This is a genomic window from Sphingorhabdus sp. Alg239-R122 (assembly GCF_900537065.1).
Taxonomy (GTDB): domain Bacteria; phylum Pseudomonadota; class Alphaproteobacteria; order Sphingomonadales; family Sphingomonadaceae; genus Alg239-R122.
The window spans coordinates 13088-33893 of record NZ_UNRC01000014.1 but is presented as its reverse complement, the minus strand read 5'-3'; the positions used below and the strand labels follow the sequence as shown (position 1 = coordinate 33893).

At 54.0% G+C, this 20806-nt stretch carries 25 protein-coding genes and 1 pseudogene; 16 read left to right on the top strand and 10 right to left on the bottom strand.

Annotation, left to right across the window (positions count from 1 at the left end; translation table 11 throughout):
* The first annotated feature begins 34 nt into the window (after nt 1-34).
* Nucleotides 35-466 (top strand): hypothetical protein, encoded by a 432-nt coding sequence (locus G6Q15_RS11355; RefSeq protein ID WP_164118882.1) that lies wholly within the window; start codon nt 35-37, stop codon nt 464-466.
* A 325-nt stretch (nt 467-791) separates the two neighbouring features.
* On the opposite strand, the gene G6Q15_RS11350 is transcribed toward G6Q15_RS11355, so the two are convergent.
* From G6Q15_RS11350 to G6Q15_RS11340, 3 genes are all read right to left on the bottom strand, one after another.
* Complete coding sequence (locus G6Q15_RS11350) at nt 792-1160, bottom strand: hypothetical protein (RefSeq protein WP_164118880.1); 369 nt, start codon at nt 1158-1160, stop codon at nt 792-794.
* Nucleotides 1135-1635 (bottom strand): type II toxin-antitoxin system antitoxin SocA domain-containing protein, encoded by a 501-nt coding sequence (locus G6Q15_RS11345; RefSeq protein ID WP_164118879.1) that lies wholly within the window; start codon nt 1633-1635, stop codon nt 1135-1137. Before G6Q15_RS11345 ends, G6Q15_RS11350 begins: the two co-directional genes overlap by 26 nt.
* Nucleotides 1636-1698: 63 nt before the next feature.
* The gene (locus tag G6Q15_RS11340; RefSeq protein WP_164118877.1) at nt 1699-2664 is read right to left on the bottom strand and encodes an IS1595 family transposase; all 966 of its coding nucleotides are present in this window, start codon (nt 2662-2664) and stop codon (nt 1699-1701) included.
* 108 nt (nt 2665-2772) lie between these two features.
* Between G6Q15_RS11340 and G6Q15_RS11335 the strand changes: the two genes are divergently transcribed.
* Nucleotides 2773-2994, top strand: coding sequence for a DUF6471 domain-containing protein (locus G6Q15_RS11335; protein WP_164118875.1), 222 nt, complete (start codon nt 2773-2775; stop codon nt 2992-2994).
* A gap of 29 nt (nt 2995-3023) precedes the next feature.
* Nucleotides 3024-3854, top strand: coding sequence for a hypothetical protein (locus G6Q15_RS11330; RefSeq protein WP_205518160.1), 831 nt, complete (start codon nt 3024-3026; stop codon nt 3852-3854).
* A 73-nt stretch (nt 3855-3927) separates the two neighbouring features.
* On the opposite strand, the pseudogene G6Q15_RS11325 reads toward G6Q15_RS11330, so the two are convergent.
* A pseudogene (locus G6Q15_RS11325) lies at nt 3928-4653 on the bottom strand (magnesium chelatase domain-containing protein); the annotation flags it as partial.
* Between the two features lie 180 nt (nt 4654-4833).
* Between G6Q15_RS11325 and G6Q15_RS11320 the strand changes: the two are divergent.
* The 8 genes from G6Q15_RS11320 to dapE all read left to right on the top strand — a co-directional run bounded on the left by G6Q15_RS11320 (nt 4834) and on the right by dapE (nt 10522).
* On the top strand, nt 4834-5145 hold the full coding sequence (locus tag G6Q15_RS11320) for a hypothetical protein (RefSeq protein ID WP_240330866.1): 312 nt from the start codon (nt 4834-4836) through the stop codon (nt 5143-5145).
* A 149-nt stretch (nt 5146-5294) separates the two neighbouring features.
* A complete protein-coding gene (gene rpmH, locus G6Q15_RS11315; protein WP_164118872.1) occupies nt 5295-5429 on the top strand; it encodes a 50S ribosomal protein L34 in 135 nt (44 codons plus the stop codon).
* 46 nt (nt 5430-5475) lie between these two features.
* Nucleotides 5476-5940, top strand: coding sequence for a ribonuclease P protein component (rnpA, locus tag G6Q15_RS11310; protein ID WP_345940299.1), 465 nt, complete (start codon nt 5476-5478; stop codon nt 5938-5940).
* Nucleotides 5937-6146 (top strand): membrane protein insertion efficiency factor YidD, encoded by a 210-nt coding sequence (yidD, locus tag G6Q15_RS11305; protein ID WP_164118870.1) that lies wholly within the window; start codon nt 5937-5939, stop codon nt 6144-6146. The genes rnpA and yidD overlap by 4 nt, the downstream gene beginning before the upstream one ends.
* A 66-nt stretch (nt 6147-6212) precedes the next feature.
* Nucleotides 6213-7988 (top strand): membrane protein insertase YidC, encoded by a 1776-nt coding sequence (yidC, locus tag G6Q15_RS11300; RefSeq protein ID WP_164118868.1) that lies wholly within the window; start codon nt 6213-6215, stop codon nt 7986-7988.
* Entirely contained in the window at nt 7988-8605 is a 618-nt protein-coding gene (gene yihA, locus G6Q15_RS11295) for a ribosome biogenesis GTP-binding protein YihA/YsxC (RefSeq protein WP_164118866.1), read from the top strand. The genes yidC and yihA overlap by 1 nt, the downstream gene beginning before the upstream one ends.
* A gap of 115 nt (nt 8606-8720) precedes the next feature.
* Complete coding sequence (locus G6Q15_RS11290; RefSeq protein ID WP_164118864.1) at nt 8721-9389, top strand: glutathione S-transferase family protein; 669 nt, start codon at nt 8721-8723, stop codon at nt 9387-9389.
* Nucleotides 9386-10522, top strand: coding sequence for a succinyl-diaminopimelate desuccinylase (gene dapE, locus G6Q15_RS11285; RefSeq protein ID WP_164118862.1), 1137 nt, complete (start codon nt 9386-9388; stop codon nt 10520-10522). The genes G6Q15_RS11290 and dapE overlap by 4 nt, the downstream gene beginning before the upstream one ends.
* A 20-nt stretch (nt 10523-10542) precedes the next feature.
* On the opposite strand, the gene G6Q15_RS11280 is transcribed toward dapE, so the two are convergent.
* The 3 genes from G6Q15_RS11280 to G6Q15_RS11270 are packed head-to-tail and all read right to left on the bottom strand — an operon-like array spanning nt 10543 to nt 13115.
* Nucleotides 10543-11142, bottom strand: a complete 600-nt coding sequence (locus tag G6Q15_RS11280) for a Smr/MutS family protein (RefSeq protein ID WP_164118860.1) — start codon at nt 11140-11142, stop codon at nt 10543-10545.
* Entirely contained in the window at nt 11139-12419 is a 1281-nt protein-coding gene (locus tag G6Q15_RS11275; RefSeq protein WP_164118858.1) for a murein transglycosylase A, read from the bottom strand. The genes G6Q15_RS11280 and G6Q15_RS11275 overlap by 4 nt, the downstream gene beginning before the upstream one ends.
* Before the next feature lie 24 nt (nt 12420-12443).
* Complete coding sequence (locus G6Q15_RS11270) at nt 12444-13115, bottom strand: Tim44/TimA family putative adaptor protein (protein WP_164118856.1); 672 nt, start codon at nt 13113-13115, stop codon at nt 12444-12446.
* Nucleotides 13116-13459: 344 nt separating this feature from the next.
* On the opposite strand from G6Q15_RS11270, the gene secB reads away from it, so the two are divergent.
* The 4 genes from secB (at nt 13460) to G6Q15_RS11250 (ending at nt 17442) form a co-directional block, all read left to right on the top strand.
* Nucleotides 13460-13975: a protein-export chaperone SecB gene (gene secB, locus G6Q15_RS11265; RefSeq protein WP_164118854.1), complete on the top strand. Its 516-nt coding sequence runs from the start codon at nt 13460-13462 to the stop codon at nt 13973-13975.
* Nucleotides 13976-14007: 32 nt separating this feature from the next.
* Nucleotides 14008-15603, top strand: a complete 1596-nt coding sequence (gene murJ, locus G6Q15_RS11260; protein WP_164118851.1) for a murein biosynthesis integral membrane protein MurJ — start codon at nt 14008-14010, stop codon at nt 15601-15603.
* Nucleotides 15603-16595 carry a tryptophan--tRNA ligase gene (gene trpS, locus G6Q15_RS11255; protein WP_164118849.1) on the top strand — a complete coding sequence of 331 codons (993 nt, stop codon included), beginning with the start codon at nt 15603-15605 and terminating at the stop codon, nt 16593-16595. Before murJ ends, trpS begins: the two co-directional genes overlap by 1 nt.
* 112 nt (nt 16596-16707) lie before the next feature.
* On the top strand, nt 16708-17442 hold the full coding sequence (locus tag G6Q15_RS11250) for a DUF4136 domain-containing protein (protein ID WP_164118847.1): 735 nt from the start codon (nt 16708-16710) through the stop codon (nt 17440-17442).
* Here G6Q15_RS11250 and dut read toward each other — a convergent pair.
* Together dut and coaBC are read right to left on the bottom strand one after the other, a co-directional pair.
* On the bottom strand, nt 17435-17887 hold the full coding sequence (dut, locus tag G6Q15_RS11245; protein ID WP_164118845.1) for a dUTP diphosphatase: 453 nt from the start codon (nt 17885-17887) through the stop codon (nt 17435-17437). The genes G6Q15_RS11250 and dut overlap by 8 nt on opposite strands.
* Nucleotides 17874-19115 (bottom strand): bifunctional phosphopantothenoylcysteine decarboxylase/phosphopantothenate--cysteine ligase CoaBC, encoded by a 1242-nt coding sequence (coaBC, locus tag G6Q15_RS11240; protein WP_164118842.1) that lies wholly within the window; start codon nt 19113-19115, stop codon nt 17874-17876. The genes dut and coaBC overlap by 14 nt, the downstream gene beginning before the upstream one ends.
* A gap of 281 nt (nt 19116-19396) precedes the next feature.
* Between coaBC and G6Q15_RS11235 the strand changes: the two genes are divergently transcribed.
* Nucleotides 19397-20149, top strand: coding sequence for a carbonic anhydrase family protein (locus G6Q15_RS11235; protein ID WP_164118840.1), 753 nt, complete (start codon nt 19397-19399; stop codon nt 20147-20149).
* Nucleotides 20150-20255: 106 nt separating this feature from the next.
* On the opposite strand, the gene G6Q15_RS11230 is transcribed toward G6Q15_RS11235, so the two are convergent.
* Nucleotides 20256-20765, bottom strand: a complete 510-nt coding sequence (locus G6Q15_RS11230; RefSeq protein WP_164118838.1) for a hypothetical protein — start codon at nt 20763-20765, stop codon at nt 20256-20258.
* Nucleotides 20766-20806: the final 41 nt, after the last annotated feature.

Sequence of the window (20806 nt, the reverse complement as noted above, 5' to 3'; positions counted from 1 at the left end):
TGGGATTATCCGGCATTATCTGGGATAAAGCGGGATGACAGATTACATGGTAACGGGGCTGGTAAAGAAGCGTGGTGAGGTAGCAGGTGAAATAGCCAGACTGCACGACCGGATAAACCAGCTTGTAAAGGACTTGGGTCATATAGATGGAACGCTGCGGATAGTAGCGCCTGATATGGAAGTCGAAAGCATACGCCCCAAGATGTTCAAACCGCCTGAGGATTGGTCCAAACGCGGCCAAATGAGCCGTATAGTGCTGTCGATACTCAGACAGGCTAAAGAGCCGCTCACTAGCCGTGAGATAGCCGCACAGCTTATCCTAGAGCGCGGCATGGCCATGGATAACAAGTTGCTTCGATTAATGACAAAGCGCGTAGGCGTGGCATTGAGGGATAAACGAGACAAAGGGCTGGCAGTATCAACAGCCGGTCCCGGTAATTACATGGAATGGGTTATCAAGCGCTAGCCGTTACAGGCGCAGCCCTTGCCTTTGTGACATTCTTTATCACGGGCAATGCAGCTATCGCCGCAAGCCTTGCCTTTTTTACAGACTTTGCAGCAAGCATAACCGCTTGCATACGCCATGGCAGCGCCAGAGCCGCACGGATTTATCTCGGTTGGACCCACAAGGCCAACAATTGCTGTAGCTACGATTAGTAGTGTTTTCATGATCTTACCCCTCATGGGATAATGCCATAATCGGGCTGAAGAGTCGAATCTGGTTTGGCGAGGCCGTTTCTAGAGAATGGTTGGGATTTTATTTATTGTGGAATATTGTGGGCGGTAGTTAATTAATCGCTACCATTTGAGAAGACGTGACGAGCTACAATTATCAGGAAGCCGAAGACAGTGGCTGTGGTAGTTGTCACTACTGCAATGAACTCACCAGTTTTCAAATGAAACTCCCCAAAGACAGGCAGAAGCCATAGTATGTAATGGTCTTTACTAAACCCCTGCGCCAAAATTATCCAAGCCAGAAAAAGCGACCAAGCTATTGCCAGCGTTCTTGATATTCTATCAATTCTGGTACGGGCCGCGTCAGCATCCCACTCGCCGCGCAGACGTGGAGGATTGTTCCAATCCTCATATTCTTCTTCGCCTGTGGGCGTTCGGTCTAACCGTAATTTATCTTTTTTACCCCAAGGGAACTGGATTGACACCACGCGCCTCCGCAAGCCTAGAAAAATAGGCGTGGTCTAAATGTGGTGGGATTTCAGTAAATCTAGGCACTCTAAAATTATGCTGTTCAGCAATTTGTCTCCAAGGTGTTCCTATTGCGTGCGTTTCATCTGAAAGCTGCCCAGCTGTTTTAGTGCCGTGCTCACCCCAAACCCACTCAAGAAATGCGCGAACATCATCGCCATTGTCTTCTAAAGCTGGTGGCTCACCACCGAAGGGGCCAGCAGGCACTGGTTGTCCAATGTTATCGTGTCCAAATCTTGAAAAAGTGCTATACAAGATGCTGAAAACAGGGCCATATCGCCAGACTTGTGGGTTCTCATTGAGCAAAGGCTTGCCGCGCAATGCCAACCACCAACCGTTTGTATAATACAACAGTTTCTGGAGCTTCATAGGGCTAATATCGCCATGAAGGCTCAATAGCTCATTGGCAACGCGAAGTGATGGATACGGCATATTGCTAATATAAGAGTTTTTATATCATATTTCAAATCTTTATATCGATTCTACATCAACTACTTAAGCCGCCCGCTGCCAATAACCCGACCATTTTCTGCTAACCTCTGACCGCATAGCCGCAACCGTTACCATTGCAGCCTGTGTCCCATTATCAACACGGCGATGATCTTCACGCCATACAGCCTCGGCTGCATAGTGAGCAAGATAAGGCCCCGCAATATGGTGGTGCGTTCCGGTTTCCATGCGGCGTAAGCGCGAGAAATAGCTTTCTGCCTGATTGGTACAAACGCCTTCATCCATGAACGCTACAGAGTGATTGACACGCTTTGTATCCCACCCTGCATGTAGAGCATCCCACCCTGTGCCTTCATCTGCATAGATGGTTGCCAGCGTTCCTACATGGTCACGCACGTAAGGAACGGCATCACCTTCATTGGCAACAACAAACGATAGCGACTTACCATTACGCTCACGCATGATGACAACGCACTCGCGTTTGCCAGAACGGTTTGCTTTAAGGCGCAAGTCTTTGCGATCTTCTTTGCGGTTTTCCGGCTTCACATAGCCGCCAAAGTAACCGCCATCCATTTCCACAATACCATTAAGCTGACGTCCTGCCTGTTCAGCCGCCATTGCCTCGCGCAGCTTGTGCGTAAGGATAAATGCAGTCTTGTATTGGCAATCTAGGTCGCGTGAGAGTTGAAGGGCTGCAACACCCTTTGCGCCGTTCACGAATATCACAATCGCCGCGAGAAGGTCCGTGTAGGACATTTTACGCGATGCAAACATTGTTCCGCTGGTAACGCTGAATTGATGATAACAGGCGGCACACTTGAAACGCTTGCGAGTGCTAATGTCATAGGTCTCTGTGCAGCCGCAGCGGGGGCAATATGCCTCGCCATCGGTTTCATGCCAGCGCATCTTCTTGAACGTCTCATATGCCTTGTCTTCACCCATGGTGAAAACAGCCTTGAGGCTCAATGTGCGCGCTTTTGCGGAAAGTAAAAAGTGTTGTTTCTGTTTCATTGTCATCATTTGTAGTGCTTATGCATCTTTTATAATGACATTATGTACTATTGTCAATGATAATTGTATCGTATATGATGATAATCATCACATTGCAGGATATGACATATGAAAACGGATAAGGAATGGTCAGATCAGGCCAAGCGTTTGCTGAAAGCCGAATTAGCCAAGCAGGGCATTACCTATGCGCAGCTTACTGGAAAGCTGGCAGATGTGGGCGTTATGGACTCTGAGCCGAATATCAGGAATAAGATTAGCCGGGGTAAATTTACAGCGGTGTTTTTATTACAATGTCTGGAAGCAATAGGGGTAACGGAGCTAAAGCTCTAGGCATATCAGCCTTAATTGTAGCAGTATCAATGATGGTTATGCTGCCTGTATCTGCTTACTACATCGGTAGCGTATCATCCTCTTATCATAGTGAGCAAAACGGCTACAGTCAGAATGAAACTACTGCCACCGAGCAGGCTGTAGCCCAATGCCGCCTTGAACCTAATCCCACGCTTGAACAATGCATAGCAGAACAAATAAAGGCTGGCAGGGATGACTATCGCTCCGAGCAGGATTTGTATGCTCAACGGAGTATGGCTCAATGGGCTTGGTGGCTGCTTGTAATATCCTTCGCTCAAATACCCCTTGGTTTTTTCGGCCTTATCGCCTTGATCTGGACTATTAGACAAGGACGAGAGGGACTCGGCAAAGCTGAGAGGGCTAATGAAATTGCTAGAGATAGTGCCGAAAAGCAGCTTAGAGCATATGTGTTGGTAACTAGTATAGAAATTGTTGATGTAGCACTTGATTATAAACCAATAGCTAAGATAAGTCTTATGAATAGTGGCGCTACTGTTGCGCAGAATGTTGATATGGATATTTGGTTTGATCTTTATCCTGTAGATGTTGAAGATAAATTTCTTAACCCAGAGCATGTTGAAGGAACATCTAAAGGACCGGTAGCGCCCGGGCAGAGCACAGGCGGTTTCCTGAAACTGAGGCGAATGCTTGATCAGCGCCTTTTCACAGCTTGGGAGCGTGGTGATGCAACTCTCATTTTTTTTGGTTGTGTCTCTTATGAAGATTGCTTTGGCGTGGCTCGAAAAACTCAATTCCGATTCATATGCAGTAGTGATAAACTTGACGATAACGGGCAGCCTTATCTCATTGTTGCTGCTAAGGGAAATCACGCCGAATAAGCATAAAATTAACTTAATCATCATCTACGCTCCTTTGGCAGAACGTAGCTTGGTGCAGTTGCTACATAATGCCGAGTGCTTCTCCAGATGAGAGCGGCGGCAAAATACCAGGCAGGCAGGAGGCCAATAATGACTTGCCTGCACCTGGCGGCCCGACCATCAGCAGGTTGTGCCCGCCCGCCGCTGCAATCTCCAATGCGCGTTTGGCGGTTTCCTGCCCTTTCACTTTTTTGAGATCCACGCTGCGTACGGGTGCCTCCGCCTCCCCCGCCTGTGGCGGCGCGAGCTGTGATACGCCCTTCAGATGGTTGAGTAGCGATAAAAGATCAGGTGCCGCCACGATATTGAGCTCCCCGGCCCAGGCTGCCTCTGGCCCTTGTGAAGCCGGGCAGATCAGTCCCCTGTCGCTTCCCGAAGCATGTAAGGCGGCAAGCAACACGCCAGGAGATGGCGCGATCCGGCCATCAAGCGACAATTCGCCAACGACAATAAATTCAGACAGCAATTCCGCGTCCACGATACCCATTGCCGATAATAAACCCAGCGCTATCGGCAAGTCATAATGCGATCCTTCTTTTGGCAGGTCGGCAGGTGACAGATTGACAGTGATTCGTTTGGGGGGCAGCGAAAGCCCCATGGCCGCAATGGCGGCGCGAACCCGTTCACGGCTTTCCGCCACCGCCTTATCAGCAAGACCAACGACGTTGAATGCGGGCACACCGGGTGCGATCTGCACCTGCACTTCCACCCCGCGCGCCTCCAATCCCAGATAGGCTGTAGTCGAAACAATCGCCACCATGCCGCATATTCCCTATTTGTTCTTTTATATTGCTAGCCCATGTTCGTAGCGAGAGTCGAGTAAAATCATCGACTTGTCCAAAACCGTCACCTTATTCCGACAGAATGCCCCCGTGTTTCGGCAAACATCATCCAGAAACAGACTGGCCAGCTTGTCAAACCGGTAATCGCACACCAGATAATGAATATGCGCAAAGGCAAAGTCATATCTTTTAAAAATCGCGGTGGCATGCGTATCGCCATGCTTGTCTCCGGTATATTTCTTGTGCTTATATCGCCCATTATTGGCGCAATACCCGGCCCCGGCTTTATCATTGTCTTTCCGGTCGGCCTGGCGCTCATCCTGAAAAGCTCACTGACAGCCAAGCGGTTATATGCGCGTTTTGTGCATAGATTTCCGCGCTACGGGAACTGGGCCAATCGGCTTTTGCGCCAGAGATACCGGCGCAAGGCAAAGGAGGCGGCCAAAACCGATGCCAGCAATACAACCTGAAAAAGTACGAAAAACAGGTCAGCAACGCTTGACTTTGCGCGCATCTCCACGTAATTGCCCTGTCTTTCGCGGGCTATGCGACAGAAGATTCTATCTTTGGCGCAGCCGCAAATATTTACGACAAGATTTTAGAATAAGGATCACGTGCCATGAAACGCACATTTCAGCCAAGCAACCTCGTGCGCCAACGCCGTCACGGCTTTCGCAAACGCATGGCAACCGCCGCAGGCCGCAATATTTTGCGTGCTCGCCGCGCACGCGGACGCAAATCACTTTCCGCATAAAGGCCTCGCCTGTCCGCTTTGCCGGGCAGATTGAGCGTATGGTACGCTGACACAGGAAAGCGTATCGAACCCAATTAAAGCCGCTCTGCCAGGCGGCTTTACTGATTCGTGCCGTCCCCCTTTACAAAAAATCCTGAAACGCTCCGATTTCCTCGCCGCGAATCAGGGGTTACGCATTGTCACGTCCGGCTTTATCCTGCTGGTACGCACCGACAGCTGTGCGCATGACACAATGCGTATGGGCGTCACCGTCACCAAGAAAATCGGCAATGCTGTGGTACGCAATCGGGTAAAGCGGCGTTTTCGCGCACTGATGCGGCAGATTCTGCCCGAACATGGTATTCCAGCCGCAGACCATATCCTGATCGGACGCGCACAGGGCATTGAGCGCGACTTTGCAACGCTGCAAGATGATCTGGTCCGCGCGCTTGAACGCATCCGCAGCGGGAAAACTGACCGTAAACCAGATTTCAAGCGAAGACCGCACAGCCGCCGAAAGGCGGCAAGATGAAACATATTTTCATCCTTATTGCGCGGTTTTGGCAGTGGGGTCCGTCGCGCATATTGCCCCCCACATGCCGCTACAGTCCCAGCTGCTCGCAATATGCAATCGAGGCGTTACAAAAATATGGCGCAATTAAGGGTGGCTGGCTCGCGTTTAAGCGGCTATTGCGCTGTCAACCATGGGGCGGGCACGGCCATGATCCAGTGCCATAGCGGGAACAGCATCCGGTTCAGGATGAATAGCTCGCTGAAATACAAGATTTTTTAAGGACGATATCGGTGGAAAATAAAGGCAATTTTTTGGCAGCGATTCTGTTGGCTGGCCTCATACTGTTCGGATGGCAATATGCGATGGGATATTTCTACCCCGCTGCGCCTGAAGAAATCGCCGGCACCAAGGCGGATGACCTGGAACAGTCCGGCGTAACCGAGAGTACGGGCAGCGCGGCGCAGCCAGAAGTCATCCGGCCCGTTGGCCAGGCGCTTGCGGAAAGCCAGCGCGTGCTGATCGACGCGCCGCGTGTGCGCGGCTCAATCAACCTGACTGGCGCACGTATCGATGATCTGATGCTGAAGGATCACCGCGAGACACTGGACAAGGATAGCCCGCCCATCCGACTGCTTTCACCAGCGGGGACATCAACCCAGCATTTTGCACAGTTCGGATGGAAAGGCGAAGGTGTAGAGACACCCAAAAGTGATACGGTCTGGAGCGCGAATGACACAACGCTGACACCTGAAACGCCGGTGACATTGAGCTGGGCCAACTCTACCGGCCAGCAGTTCCTGATCACCTATAGCATTGATAAAGACTATATGATCACGGCGGAGCAGAGTTTCGTCAATAATGGCGAAAACAATGCCGCCGTGCAACCGCTCGGCCTGATCAACCGCACCAACGCGAATGCCGACAATGATGAATGGACCATCCATTCAGGGCCCATTGGTGTATTTGAAGACGCGGCGAATTTCGACAATGACTATGACGATGTGGCTGAAGCCGGGCGCAAGGGCGTCAGCTTTGCGAATAATGTCGGCTGGGCCGGTTTTACCGATATCTATTGGCTCTCCGCACTTATTCCTGCCGACAAGGCTGACAACAACGGTGTAAAAGCGAATTTCCGCGCTTTCGGAGAAGAGATTTTCCAGAGCGAAATTGTCTATGACAAGACCATAGTGGGCGCTGGCAAGACACATACTACCACCAGCAAGCTGTTTGCAGGCGGCAAGGAAACCAACGTCCTTGAAGCATATGAGAATGCCGGAATTCCACTTTTCAGCCGCGCAATCGATTGGGGTTGGTTCCGTTGGTTTGCGCAACCAATGTTCCACCTGCTCGACTGGCTGTTCAAATATATTGGTAATTTCGGCCTGGCGATCATTGCCATGGTGTTCATCATCCGCGGCCTGATGTTCCCGATAGCGCAGAAACAGTTCAAATCGATGGCACAGATGCGCGCTATCCAGCCAAAGATGAAGAAAATCCAGGAGCGTTACAAGGACGACAAGCAGAAGCAACAGCAGGAAATCATGGCGCTCTACAAAAAAGAGAAGGCCAATCCACTCGCTGGCTGCCTGCCGATATTCCTGCAGATCCCGATTTTCTTCGCACTATATAAAGTGCTGCGTCTTGCCATCGAAATGCGGCATGAACCTTTCATTGGCTGGATCAAGGATTTGAGCGCGCCTGATCCGTTGACACCAATCAACCTATTTGGTCTCATCCCATTCGATCCACCTGCCCTGCTCGCAATCGGTATCCTGCCGATCATTGTCGGTATCACCATGTGGCTGCAGTTCAAACTGAACCCAGCGCCAATTGACCCTGTCCAGCAACAGGTATTCAGCATCATGCCGTGGATATTGATGTTCGTAATGGCACCGTTCGCAGCTGGCCTGCAACTATACTGGGCAGTATCGAACCTGCTCACCATCGCGCAGCAGAAATGGCTATATAGCCGCCATCCGCAACTGAAGGAGCAAATGGCGAAAGAGGCCGAGGAAAAAGCCCGCGAAAAACAACGCAAGGCAGCGGAAGCCGAAGCGAAAGGTTGATGGCCGATCCTGACAAACTTTTTTCCGGGCCTGTTGCGTTCCTGAAATCCGCACCATCGCTGGATTTCCTGCCTGCACCCAAGGTACCGGAGATCGCTTTTGCGGGCCGTTCGAATGTCGGCAAGTCTTCGCTACTCAACGCGCTGACCGGTCGCCGTGCCATTGCACGTACGTCCGTCACACCGGGCCGGACGCAGGAGCTCAACTTCTTTGATATTGGCGACCCGCTCTATTTTCGGCTCGTTGACATGCCGGGCTATGGCTATGCCAAGGCGCCCAAAGATGTGGTCAAAAAGTGGCGTTTCCTGATTAACGACTATCTGCGCGGACGGCAGGTGCTTAAACGCACACTTGTGCTGATCGATAGCCGCCACGGAATCAAGGATGTCGACCGTAACGTGCTAAAAATGCTGGATGAAGCCGCCGTCAGTTACCGAATTGTCATGACCAAGGCAGACAAGGTGAAGCCGACAGCACTTGCCAAGACCGTAAAACACGTCACGGCGGAAGTGCGCAGCCATCCTGCCGCCCATCCCGACCTGCTGGTCACGTCATCAGAAACGAAACAGGGCATCAGCGAATTGCGCGCTGCCGTTGTGGAAGCTGTTGAATCGTAACCGCTGCTGCTCACCCTTGCCTTGTCGCAGTCTCTTTCTCAAACCTTTCGCCATTACCCTTCGACAGATTCCCGGTGAGTGGTTATAGTGCGAAAAAAGAAGCAGAAAGGCGCGCATGAAACTGATTATTGGCAACAAGAATTACTCCAGCTGGTCGCTACGCGGATGGCTGGCGTGCAAACAGTCTGGCCTGCCGTTCGAAGAAATTACCGTCCCGCTTTATGGCGAGGAATGGGACAAGAAGCGCCAGGGCGAAGACTTTGCACCATCGCATGGTAAGGTCCCAATATTGTGGGATGGCGAAACGGTGGTGTGGGACAGTCTGGCCATAGTCGACTGGCTTGCCGACAAGACGCACCGCGACCGGTTTTGGCCCAAGGATGAGACTGCGCGCGGTATGGCGCGGTCCATGTGCGCGGAAATGCATAGCGGTTTTGCCTCGCTGCGCAACCAGCATCCGATGAATATCCGGCAGGAATACAGCAGCATCACCATTGCCGAGAATGTTCAGGCCGATGTCGTGCGTATCTTGGGGCTGTGGGCAGAGGCACGCGCGCGTTTTGGCAAGCAGGGCCCTTTCCTGTTCGGAACATTCGGCGCGGCGGACATCATGTACGCACCGGTTGTGTCGCGCTTTATCACTTATGGTTTCACCCTGCCCGGTTTTGCGCAAAGCTATATGGACACCATCATGGAACATGAATGGATGCGTGAATGGTGCGATGCGGCGGGCGAGGAAAACTGGGTGATCGAACAGTTTGAGCAGGACAACAGCGCAAAATGAACGATAAGCAGATCGCGCTTGATTATGCCAAACGCCTGATTGCCTGCGCCAGCATCACACCCGCCACTGGTGATGTGTTTGCCGAGCTGGAAGCGATGCTGGAGCCGCTGGGCTTTGACGTGACACGCTTTGTCAGCGGAGAAGCCCCTGATGGCCCGGTCGAGAACCTGTTCGCCATTCGCAGCCCTAAAACCGGGGAGCCGGGACGGCATTTTGCCTTTGCTGGGCATCTGGATGTCGTACCGCCGGGTGAAGGCTGGCACAGCGATCCGTTTACGCCGGAAATTCGCGGCGACCTGCTTTATGGACGCGGCGCAGTCGACATGAAAGGCAGCATCGCGAGCTTTGTCGCGGCGCTGCATGACATTCCGCAGGACGCAGGAACCATTAGCCTGATTATTACCGGCGATGAGGAAGGCCCGGCAGTATACGGAACCCGCGCACTGATAGATCATATGCAGGAGCGCGGCACCATTCCCGACCTGTGCCTGGTTGGCGAACCGACATCAGTGAAACAGCTCGGCGACATGGTGAAAATCGGGCGGCGCGGGTCGGTGAATATGTGGATTTCGGTGGACGGAACACAGGGGCATGTCGCTTATCCGCATATGGCGGACAATCCGATCCCGAAACTGGTGCGCATTCTGGCGGCGATTGATGACATAGTTCTCGATAATGGTACCGACTGGTTTCAGCCGAGTAATATTGAGATTACCGACCTGAATGTTGGAAACCCGGCGCATAATGTCATCCCGAAACGCGCCGAGGCCCGTACAAGTACGCGGTTTAACGACCTGCATACAGGCGCCGAACTGGTGGAACGTATCACGAATCTGGCCGAGGCGATGGGTGGCAGCGTGAAAGGTATCGTTTCCGGCGAAGCGTTCCTTACCCCGCCGGGTGAACTGTCCACTCTGGTAAGCAACGCGATCGAGGCGGAAACCGGCATCCTGCCCGAACTTTCGACCAGTGGCGGCACGTCTGACGCACGCTTCCTCTCGCAAATCTGCCCGGTCGTGGAATTCGGCCTGTGCAATGCTACCATGCACAAGCTGGACGAGGCCGTGGCGGTGCAGGACCTAGACCGGCTTGCAGTTATTTACAAACGCATAGTCGTGGCGGCTTTGGCCTGATCACTGGCCCTGCAACATCGTTACCGTTTCAGCACGATATAAAGCGCACCATTACCGCCATGTTTCGGATGCGCGTTCCTGACCGCCGCGATGCTAGGCGCATGGCGTGATGCCGCCAGCCAGTCGGACACTGCCGCGCGGATCGCGCCGCGCCGGTTGCCACGGGTATCCCGGGCATCTTCACTGCGCGCCTTGCCGGTAATCAGCAAAATCACGCGGAAACCCGCTCCAATGGCGAGCGCCAGGCTCTGATCCAGCTGTGTATAGGCGGTCGAAAGCGTGTGTCCGTGCAAATCAACAGTCAAGTCTGGCTCAATCCGGCCACGCGCAAAACGGCGATTCCAGTGGCTGTCGAGCCCCTGTCCGATAGCAATTGCGGGGACAGCGACTGATGCAACCCGCGCTACCGGCGGCGACTTTCCGGGCTTGGTGGTTGGCGCTCCGGCCAAAAGCGCGTCAAACTGTTTCCGGCTGGGTCTTTGGATCGGCAACTCATTAAAGACACCGGCCTGCGGCACAGGTTTTGCCAGATGTTTCACTTCCAACGGCTCCACTGTGGCCGCCACCTTGTTCCAAAGTGCAGCTTCCTGAGGCGATAACGGGCCGTTTTTGCGGTTCATTGCCCGGCAGAAAGGCGTGTAAATGTTCCTTTGGGCAGGAATATGAGTGCCTGTCCCTTGGCCGACATACCGCCCGCAATCGCGCGCGCTTCATCGCCCGCACCCCAGAATGTATCGAACCGGTTTGCGCCCTTGATTGCACCGCCGGTGTCTTGCGCCACCCAGATACCATTGGGTTCAGCCCGGTCCATTGACAGGAAAACAGGCGCGCCCATCGGCACAAACTTGGGGTCAACCGCTACAGTGGTGCGCGGTGCCACGGCATAGCCCATCGCGCCCAAAGGCCCTGCCCCGGTCAGCTCGTTAAAGAAAATGAAGCTTTTGTTCATCCGCATCAGCGCTTTGCCTTCCGCCGGGTTGGCGCGCAGCCATTCGATAATGCCCTGCATCGAAGCCTTGCCCGGAGCCAGCGCATCACGTTCGCGCAGCACCCGGCCAATGCCAACATATTCGCGGCCATTCTGCCCCGCATAGCCGATTCGCATGACACCGCCATCGGGCAGCAGCAAGCGCCCCGAACCCTGGATCTGCAGAAAGAAAAACTCGACCGAATCTGCAGCATAGGCAATTTCCAGTCCGCGCCCGACCAGTGCGCCCTCTTCTATCGCAGTGCGGTCATGATACTGCACCAATTGTCCGTTCTCGACGCGGCCACGTATCCGCTTGCCCTTCAGCTCATCGGAAAACTGGCCAAGGTCAACATCAACCAGATCAGCGGGTTTTGTATAAACCGGGGTCTCATAACCTGCGCGGCGGGTACGGCTACCACGGATCTGCGGTTCAAAATAACCCGTAGCAAAGGCGCTGCCATCACCGACCTGCACGGCCTCCATATGAGTTTCAAAGAAAAGCGCTGCACTGTCCGCAGGCCAATTTGCTGCTGCTTCACAGGCCTGTGCCCAGTCCTCAGGGCGCGTCAGGCCAGTGCGGTCCTCGCGTTTCACAAGCGAGGGGCAGCTTAGTTTGAAAGCCTTGAGACCATCTTGCGCTTTGGCAGAATAGATTGGCAATGACGCGATATCGGGGCCGAGGCGCAGTTCCTGCCCGACAGCCCGTGTGGCATCGCCGCCAGTGCGTATCGCGTCACCCGTAACCGCAGCGCGCACCGGCGGAGCGGCCACAGGCTGTGCCGCCTGATCCGGGGTTCGGGCAGAAGGTGGCGGCGGCACGGAAGTGTTTTGCGCCCGTGTTTCGGGAATAACACTGCACGCAGACAGCGTCAGTGCGCCGACCATCGCATATAGCCAGCGGTGGCGCAAAACATTCAGTCCAGCCATGAGGGTATCCAATCTTTCAGATGATCATGTTGCTTCGTCGGTTTCCACCAGTACCCAGTGCGGATCGACGCTGTTTACATCGCGGGCAAAGGTCCAGATATCATGGGTTTCCACGGCATCAGACAGTGACCCTGCGATAACATCGCCTTCCTTGTTGCGGGTGACGGCGGCAATATCGGCATCAAAACGCATGGTGATACGTGCCATCGGCGTATCATATTCAACATCGGCAATCACTGCGTTTTCAATGCGCACCAACCGGTTATCAAGTGTTTCGCCCGCTTCCTCACGCGCGTCGAGCGCGGCAGCGAAACCTCCATACACATCAGCGTCGCACAGCATTTTCAGGTCTTCACGCTCGCCCTTCCAGAATGCTTCCAGCACCATGCCATAGGCCATTTTCGCATTTTCCACGAAACGGGTGACATCAAAACCACGATCCGCGCCCAGCAGCATACGGATGCCGGGCTCTGCCGCAACGTCATAGAGTTTCGCATGCCCCTGACGTGGATCGAGCGTAACAGTATTTCCCGGCTGCGGTTCTCCGGTTTTGGGGAATGTGAGCGGCGACGGTGTCTGTTCCACCGGCCCAGCCATGGGCTCCTGTTCATGCCCTGTGCGCTTGCCGAGCACCGAATAGAGGCGCAGGCCCAAAAAGGCAGCTATCGCGGCAAGAATGATGATATCAATAGACATGAAACTATCCCATTATCCTGTAATCTGTCGGGCCATGCACAAAACAGCATAGTCCCTTGTTTTTCCCTACATGCCCTAAATAAGAAGCGAAAACAAATATGCAAATTGCATATGGACGAATTTATATGCCCTGCACAGATTATTTACATGTGATTGCGGGCAAGGGTTCCCATATCGCATACACGCCCTGACGTTGACCTGAATATGAGGGCAATGCGCCCCGTGTATTTCGCAAGGTCCGCATTGCCCTCGCCATCATGTCCTGCTAGGCGCTTTGACACGCCCGGTGGTTGGAAAACCATCCGGATTCTTGAAAAATGGACAGACAGGAAAAGGCAGAATTTATGGCCGAAGAAAATCACGGCAGCTTGGAAGCGGACATGGCAGCCGCAAATGGCAGCGACAATGGCCCCACCGTGGGCATTATCAACCAATATATCAAGGATATGTCGGTTGAAAATCCAAACGCACCAGAAAGCCACCAGTGGGAACAGCAGCCACAGATAGACGTGCAGTTCAATATCGGTTCACGCAGCTTTGGTGACGAAATGCATGAAGTTGAATTGAAAATCAACGTTACCGCCAAGGCGGAACAGGGCACCGCATTCATTGTTGAACTGGCTTATGCTGCAATGGTGGGCATGCGCAACGTGCCGGAAGATCAGGCACATGCATTCCTGTTCGGTGAAGCGCCACGCATTATTTTCCCGTTTGCACGCCGCATTTTGGCCGACGCCGTGCGCGATGCCGGTTTCCCGCCACTTATGCTGGAACCCATGGACTTCAACACGCTCTACCTGCAACAGCTGGCCCAGAAACAGGCCGCCGAAGCTGGCGAGCAGCCCGCAGGCAATGCGTAAGCATTCCCCGCACCTATAAGGTCATTTCCTAAATGAACCTTTTGAAATCCACCGGAATTATAGGCGGCATGACGATGGTCAGCCGCCTTTTCGGTTTTGTGCGTGATGTGCTCATCGCGCGTATATTGGGGGCAAGTGCGCTGAGCGATGCGTGGCAGCTAGCTTTCCAGATGCCCAACATCTTCCGCCGCCTGTTTGCCGAAGGGGCCTTTTCTGCTGCCTTTGTACCTTTGTTCAACGGCAAGATGGAAGAGAGCGAAGGTCGCGGCGCGGCACAGGGCTTTGTCACTGAAGTGCTGTCGGTATTCGTGCCCATATTGCTGCTCTTCACTGCCGTCATGATGATTATCATGCCCGGCGCCATCTGGGTGTTGGATGATTTCGGGCGTGGCGGCCGGTCGAGCGATTTTGCGGTGTCGCTCGCCCGCATCACCTTCCCCTATCTCGGCCTTATCAGCGTTACGACATTATTTGCCGCGATACTCAATTCACTCAGCCGCTTCACCGCTGCGGCTGCTGCGCCGATATTGCTCAATATTTGCATGATTACCGGCATGCTGGGTGTGCTTTATATTGATGGCGGGCATGACACAAAGCGCGCGGCCTATGTGCTCGCTTTTGCAGTCGCCATTGCCGGGCTACTGCAGATGTTCTGGCTCTATTACTGGGCCCGCAAATCGGGATTCCGTTTCCATCTTGCACGCCCGAAATTTACCGAAGACGTGCGCATGCTCGGCCGCCTGATTGTCCCCGCCATTTTCGGCGCTGGTATTTACCAGGTCAGCCGCTTTGTCGATCTGTTTTTCCTGGGCCGGTTGCAGGAAGGATCATTTACCTATCTTGCCATGGCGGACCGGCTTAACCAGCTGCCGCTCGGCATTATCGGCATTGCGCTTGGCACCGCCATCCTGCCTGCATTGTCCCGTTTTATCGCAAAAGACGATACAGGCGGCGCGCAACGCGTGCAGAGCAACGCCATAGAGCTGGGCATGCTGCTCACCGTACCCGCCGCAGTCGGGCTTTATTTCACCGCGCAGCCGCTGGTCAGCGCCATTTACCTGGGCGGCAAGTACGGCATGGCTGATGTGGACATGACTGCCGCTGTCGTGTCGATGCTGGTCATCGGTCTGCCCGCCTATGTGCTGGTAAAAGTGCTTACACCGGCTTTCTTTGCGCGCAAGGATACACGTACGCCAGTCATGACCGCCGCGATATCGCTGGCAATCAATATCGTGCTTAACCTTATCCTGATCCCGATCATGGGCGTGCCAGGCCTGGCGCTGGCCGGGGCGATTGCCGCCTGGTCAAACACCGTCATGCTCTATTTCATCCTGCATCGCCGGGGATATTATCATGTCGAGGGCAGCCTGCTGCTGCGCATAGGGCGCATTGCCTTTTCTGCCGCAGCGATGGGCGCTGTTCTCTATTACGCCATGCCCTATGGTGCATCCTATTATGGCGGCAATATCGGTGAGCGCGCGCTGTCGATCGCACTATTGTGCGGGGCGGGCGCCATTGTCTATTTTGCCCTGGCGTGGATGACAGGCGCCATCGACAGGGACAAGATCAACATGTTACGGCGCAGAAAAGCCGCCGAGCAAGCCGCAAATACAGAAGGAAATGCATAATGCGCACAGTATCCGGCATCCAGCCGACCGGGAATCTCCACCTTGGCAATTATCTGGGCGCGATCAAGAAATGGACACAGATGCAGGAAAACATGGAATGCCTGTTCTTCCTGGCCGACCTGCATGCCATTACCGTCTATAATGACCCGGCAGAGCTAAGCGCGAACACGCGCGAAATGGCGGCTGCGCTGATTGCAGCGGGCATCGACCCTGATAAGGCAATATTGTTCAACCAGGCACGCGTACCTGGTCATGCGGAACTGGCTTGGTTGCTGTTCTGCACTGCACGCATCGGTTGGCTCAACCGGATGACGCAGTTTAAGGAAAAGTCGGGCAAGAACCGCGAAGGTGCGAGTATCGGCCTGTTCGCCTATCCGGTGCTGCAAGCCGCCGATGTGCTGATTTACGGCGCAACGCATGTGCCAGTGGGCGAAGATCAGAAACAGCATCTGGAACTCGCGCGCGATATCGCCGCCAAGTTCAACGGCGATTTCAATACTGAACTTTTCACCCTGCCCGACCCGATTATCGAAGGGCCAGCGGCGCGCGTCATGAGCCTGCGCAACGGTACGGCGAAAATGTCGAAATCTGACCCCAGCGATGCCAGCCGCATCAATCTGACCGATGATGATGACACCATCGCGCAGAAGATCCGCAAGGCAAAAACCGATCCCGAACCATTGCCGGATAATGTGAATGACCTGAACGAACGCGCAGAGGCGAAAAACCTGATCGGTATATATGCCGCCGTGAAGGATATCACGCCGCAACAGGTGCTGGACGAGCATGCAGGAGCCGGTTTCGGGCAATTCAAACCCGCGCTTGCCGAGCTGCTGGTCGAAACGCTGCGCCCCATCCGCACACGATTTGTCGAACTGAAACAGGATCATGAACAGATTGACGCAATCCTGTGCAAAGGCGCAGCCGAGGCCCGTGAACTAGCCCAGCCCACCGTCGACGGTGCCTATAAAGCGCTCGGCCTACTCCACTGAATCTGTTTTACAACGCTTTACAGCTATAAATGCACCGTTCAACGCACGTTCAGCGCAGAACATCTATAAGTTGCGGTGCGTTGGGAGCTTAGAGTCTATTCGGAGTCGCATTATGAAATATCTGGCAACATCACTTAGCAGTCGCAAGCTGTCGCTTGTGTCGGTGCCCCTGCTCGTCCTGTCTCTGGGCGCCTGCGCCACACCTTCTTTCAAATCTGAAGTCACCCGGTTTCAGGAACTGCCCGCGCCCACAGGGCAGAGTTTTACAATCAGGGCAGCCGATCCTGAGCTGAAAGGCGGCCTGGAATTCGCACAATATGCATCACTGGTTGAAAAACAGATGGCGCGTATCGGTTACGTCCCCGCAAGTTCCGCCGATACAGCCGACATGACGGTCAGTTTTTCTTATGATATTGATCGCGGCAAGACAAAATACCGCCGTACCGGTTTCTACGATCCCTTCTATGCAGGTTACGGACGCGGGTTTTACGGCCGTCACGGATATTGGGGCCGCCGGGGCTATTACAGGCGTGGTTATTTCGGCCACCGTCGTTTCCGCCACCCAGCCTTTTATCGCTTTGGTTTCTATGACCCATTCTTCTTTGGCGGCACTGATCTGGACAGGATCACGGTCTATACCAGCCAGCTCAATATGAACATCGACCGCAATGCCGATGGCAAACGCCTGTTTGAAGGTAAGGCAGAAGCCATGTCACGCAGCCGCCGTCTCGGCTATTTGGTGCCGAACCTGGTCGAAGCCATCTTCACCGACTTCCCGGGTGAATCCGGTGAAACGGTGCGTATCTCCGTTGCACCTGAAAAGAAAACGGTGAAGCGGGTTAATTAACCCCCGTCGAGCCGAAGCCACCACTGCCGCGTGCAGTGCTGCCCAATTCATCCACTATTACCATTTTGGCGCGTTGCACTGGCGCGACCACCAGCTGTGCAATCCGGTCGCCGCGTTCAATAACAAAATCCTCTGCCCCGTGATTAATCAGGATAACGCCCAGCTCACCGCGATAATCGCTGTCGATCGTCCCCGGTGTGTTGGGCAGGCTTATGCCCTTTTTGATGGCAAGACCTGAGCGCGGACGTACTTGCACCTCATAGCCTTCAGGAATTGCCATCGCGAAACCAGTGGGCACAATGGCACGATCGCCGGATGCTATGGTTATCGCTTTTGCCGCGCGCACATCCATACCTGCAGAGCCCGGTGTTTCATATTCCGGTACCGGCAAGCCTTCGCCGTTTTCGAGCCGTTTGAGCTCTATATTGATTTCAGGAAAGCGCATCGGCCATTTTCTCCACCAGTTTGCGGGCCACATCATTCTTGTGTAATTTTTCCCAGCTGTCGACGCCATCGGCGGTGACGATATGCACGGTATTTTCCGTACCCCCCATTACACTACCGCCCGCACCGCCCGACACGTCATTGGCGACAATCCAGTCGCATTTTTTGCGCACCAGCTTGGCCTGGGCATGCTCCACCACCTTTTCGGTTTCGGCGGCAAAGCCGACAAGCAGGCCAGGACGCTGTTCATGCGCCGCCAGTCCCGCCAATATGTCAGGGTTTTCAGTCAACGTGAGCGGTGCGGGGCCCTTGCCGGTCTTTTTCATTTTCTGCTCGGCACTGTCCGATGCACGCCAATCGGCCACCGCCGCCACCATCACGGCGGCATCGGCGGGGAGCGCACTCTCCACTGCCGCCTGCATTTCACGCGCAGTCTGCACATCCACCCGCGTTACACCTGCCGGTGTCGCCAGATGCACTGGCCCTGCCACCAGCGTCACTTCGGCGCCCATATCCGCTGCGGCTGCGGCAATCGCAAAACCCTGCCGGCCGCTGGAACGGTTACCAATATAGCGAACCGGATCAATTGGTTCGTGTGTCGGGCCTGCCGTTATCAGCACATGCTTGCCGTAAAGCGGCCGATGCTCGTCATCAGCAAAAGCAGGCTGGCCTTCAAGAGGATTGTCATGGGCAAAATGGTTTTCGATTTCGGCAAAAACCGTTTCCGGTTCGGGCAGCCTTCCCTCACCAAATTCACCGCATGCCATCGCGCCACTATCTGGCTGCATCACATGGACGCCATCCCCGCGCAACTGCATAACATTACGCTGCGTCGCCTCATGGTGCCACATCCGCACATTCATCGCGGGTACGGCCATCACCGGCGTATCGGTTGCAAGCAGCAGGGTTGTGGCCAGATTGTCAGCAATACCCGCCGCCATTTTCGCCATCAGATCAGCGGTTGCGGGACACACCACGATCAGGTCCGCCTCCCGGCTGAGCTGGATATGCCCCATCTCGGTTTCGTTTTTCAGGTCCCATAGCGTCGTGAAAACCTCATTCTCGCTTAGCGCCGCAAGCGACATTGGCGTTACGAACTGCGCCCCGCCGTCGGTCAATACACAGCGTACTGTCATACCCGCCTTGCGGATCAGGCGGATAAGCTCGCACGATTTATAGGCCGCAATCCCGCCGCCTATAATCAGGGTGATATGTTTTGGTGTCGTCATGACACCCATCTACAGCGCAGGATATGCGAGAGTCCATAATTAAGGACCATAATGCACAGACAACCAAAAAATTTCATGCGGTTCGGAACAATATTGCATGCTACAGATTGATGAGTTGCGAGACCGGGCCCCTCTTGCGTATCAATTGACGCGTGATGTCGGATCGCATCGATGGATATCGGTGCCATTTTGGACAGCGGACGGTTTTAAGCGTAGCTTCCAAAATAACTGATTTTCCAAACTGACAAGTGTAATCAACAGGGTTTTGGGAGACAAATTGCATGAGAAAAATAGCTTTGATATGCAGCGGTGTAGCCGCTTTGGCGCTGACCGCATGTACACAGCAAGCGGACGATACAGAAGCAAAAGCAGACAAAGCGGACAAGGTCGTTTGGGACTATGACGGCGAAGAAGGCCCGGAAAACTGGGGCGATCTGTCTGCTGAATTTGCCACCTGCAAAACCGGCACACAGCAATCCCCGATCGACCTTCCCGCACGCGGTGAAGCCAAAACGGTCGATGTGACCACCAACTACGGTAGCCAGTCCGCAAAAATTGTTGATAAAGGCTATACTGTACAGGCTGATTTTGCTGAGGGCGCATCCTTTACCTCCGGTGACACCACGTTCAACCTGTTACAAATGCATATGCACACGCCATCCGAACATACCGTGACAGGCAAATCCTATCCCCTGGTAGCGCATTTTGTGCATCAGAGTGGCGAAGGTGAATTTGGCGTGCTCGGCATCCTGTTTGAGGAAGGCGAGGCCAATGCATCGTTGCAAACAATTTTGGACAATGTTGGCGGAGAAACCGACGTGGATATCGCTGCCATGCTGCCATCGGCGTTGACCGCGTATAATTACCCCGGTTCACTCACCACTCCGCCATGCAGTGAAGGCGTAAACTGGCATGTTGTGGCATCACCAGCGACAGCCAGCGCGGAGCAAATTGAGGCATTAAATGGCATGATGAAAAATAATGCCCGTCCGGTGCAGCCACTGAATGAGCGGACACTGACCGCAGCGGAGTAATCTTTTCCTGATTTTGCGCATAAAGGGCGCGGTCGCACATGACTGCGCCCTTTTTTGTTTCTGCGTCATTGCGAGGAGCGGAGCGACGTAAACTTACGGTGAAACCCTAATCCGCCTGCGAAAACAGTGTGCGGTTAAACTCGCGCCAGCCATTTTCGGTGAGTATCCAGTCGATCACTTCAATCTTGCCATCATCCCGCAACGTATAGCTGGATCGCCCTTGCTTACCGCCCGCCTTGCCCCATATCGTGCTCACCTGCGTACCCGTATATGTCGTCACCATCGAATGCAGATCGCCGCCATTATCGGCCCAGAACCCGTGCGAAGAACCGCGCTGATAATAGCCATGTCCGACAAAAGCCTGCACCTTGTCATCACGTTGCATTTCTATCGTGTAGGTCAGACGGTAAAACTTTCCATCCAACGCCTCGCGCCACACCATGGTCGATTTTGATGGCACACCGAAAGATGTACCCTCAGCTTTCCATGTACCAGTGAAGATTTTGAGGATATCCGCCTGTGCATCGCTCGTCGTTTCTTCTGCATAGGCCGCACCTGTAACAGGTCCGCCAAGTACGGCAGCCGAAAAAGCCAGTGCCAGTGATAAGCTACGCATAATCATTCTCCCGCTGTTACAGGACAATGCTACGCGCTAAA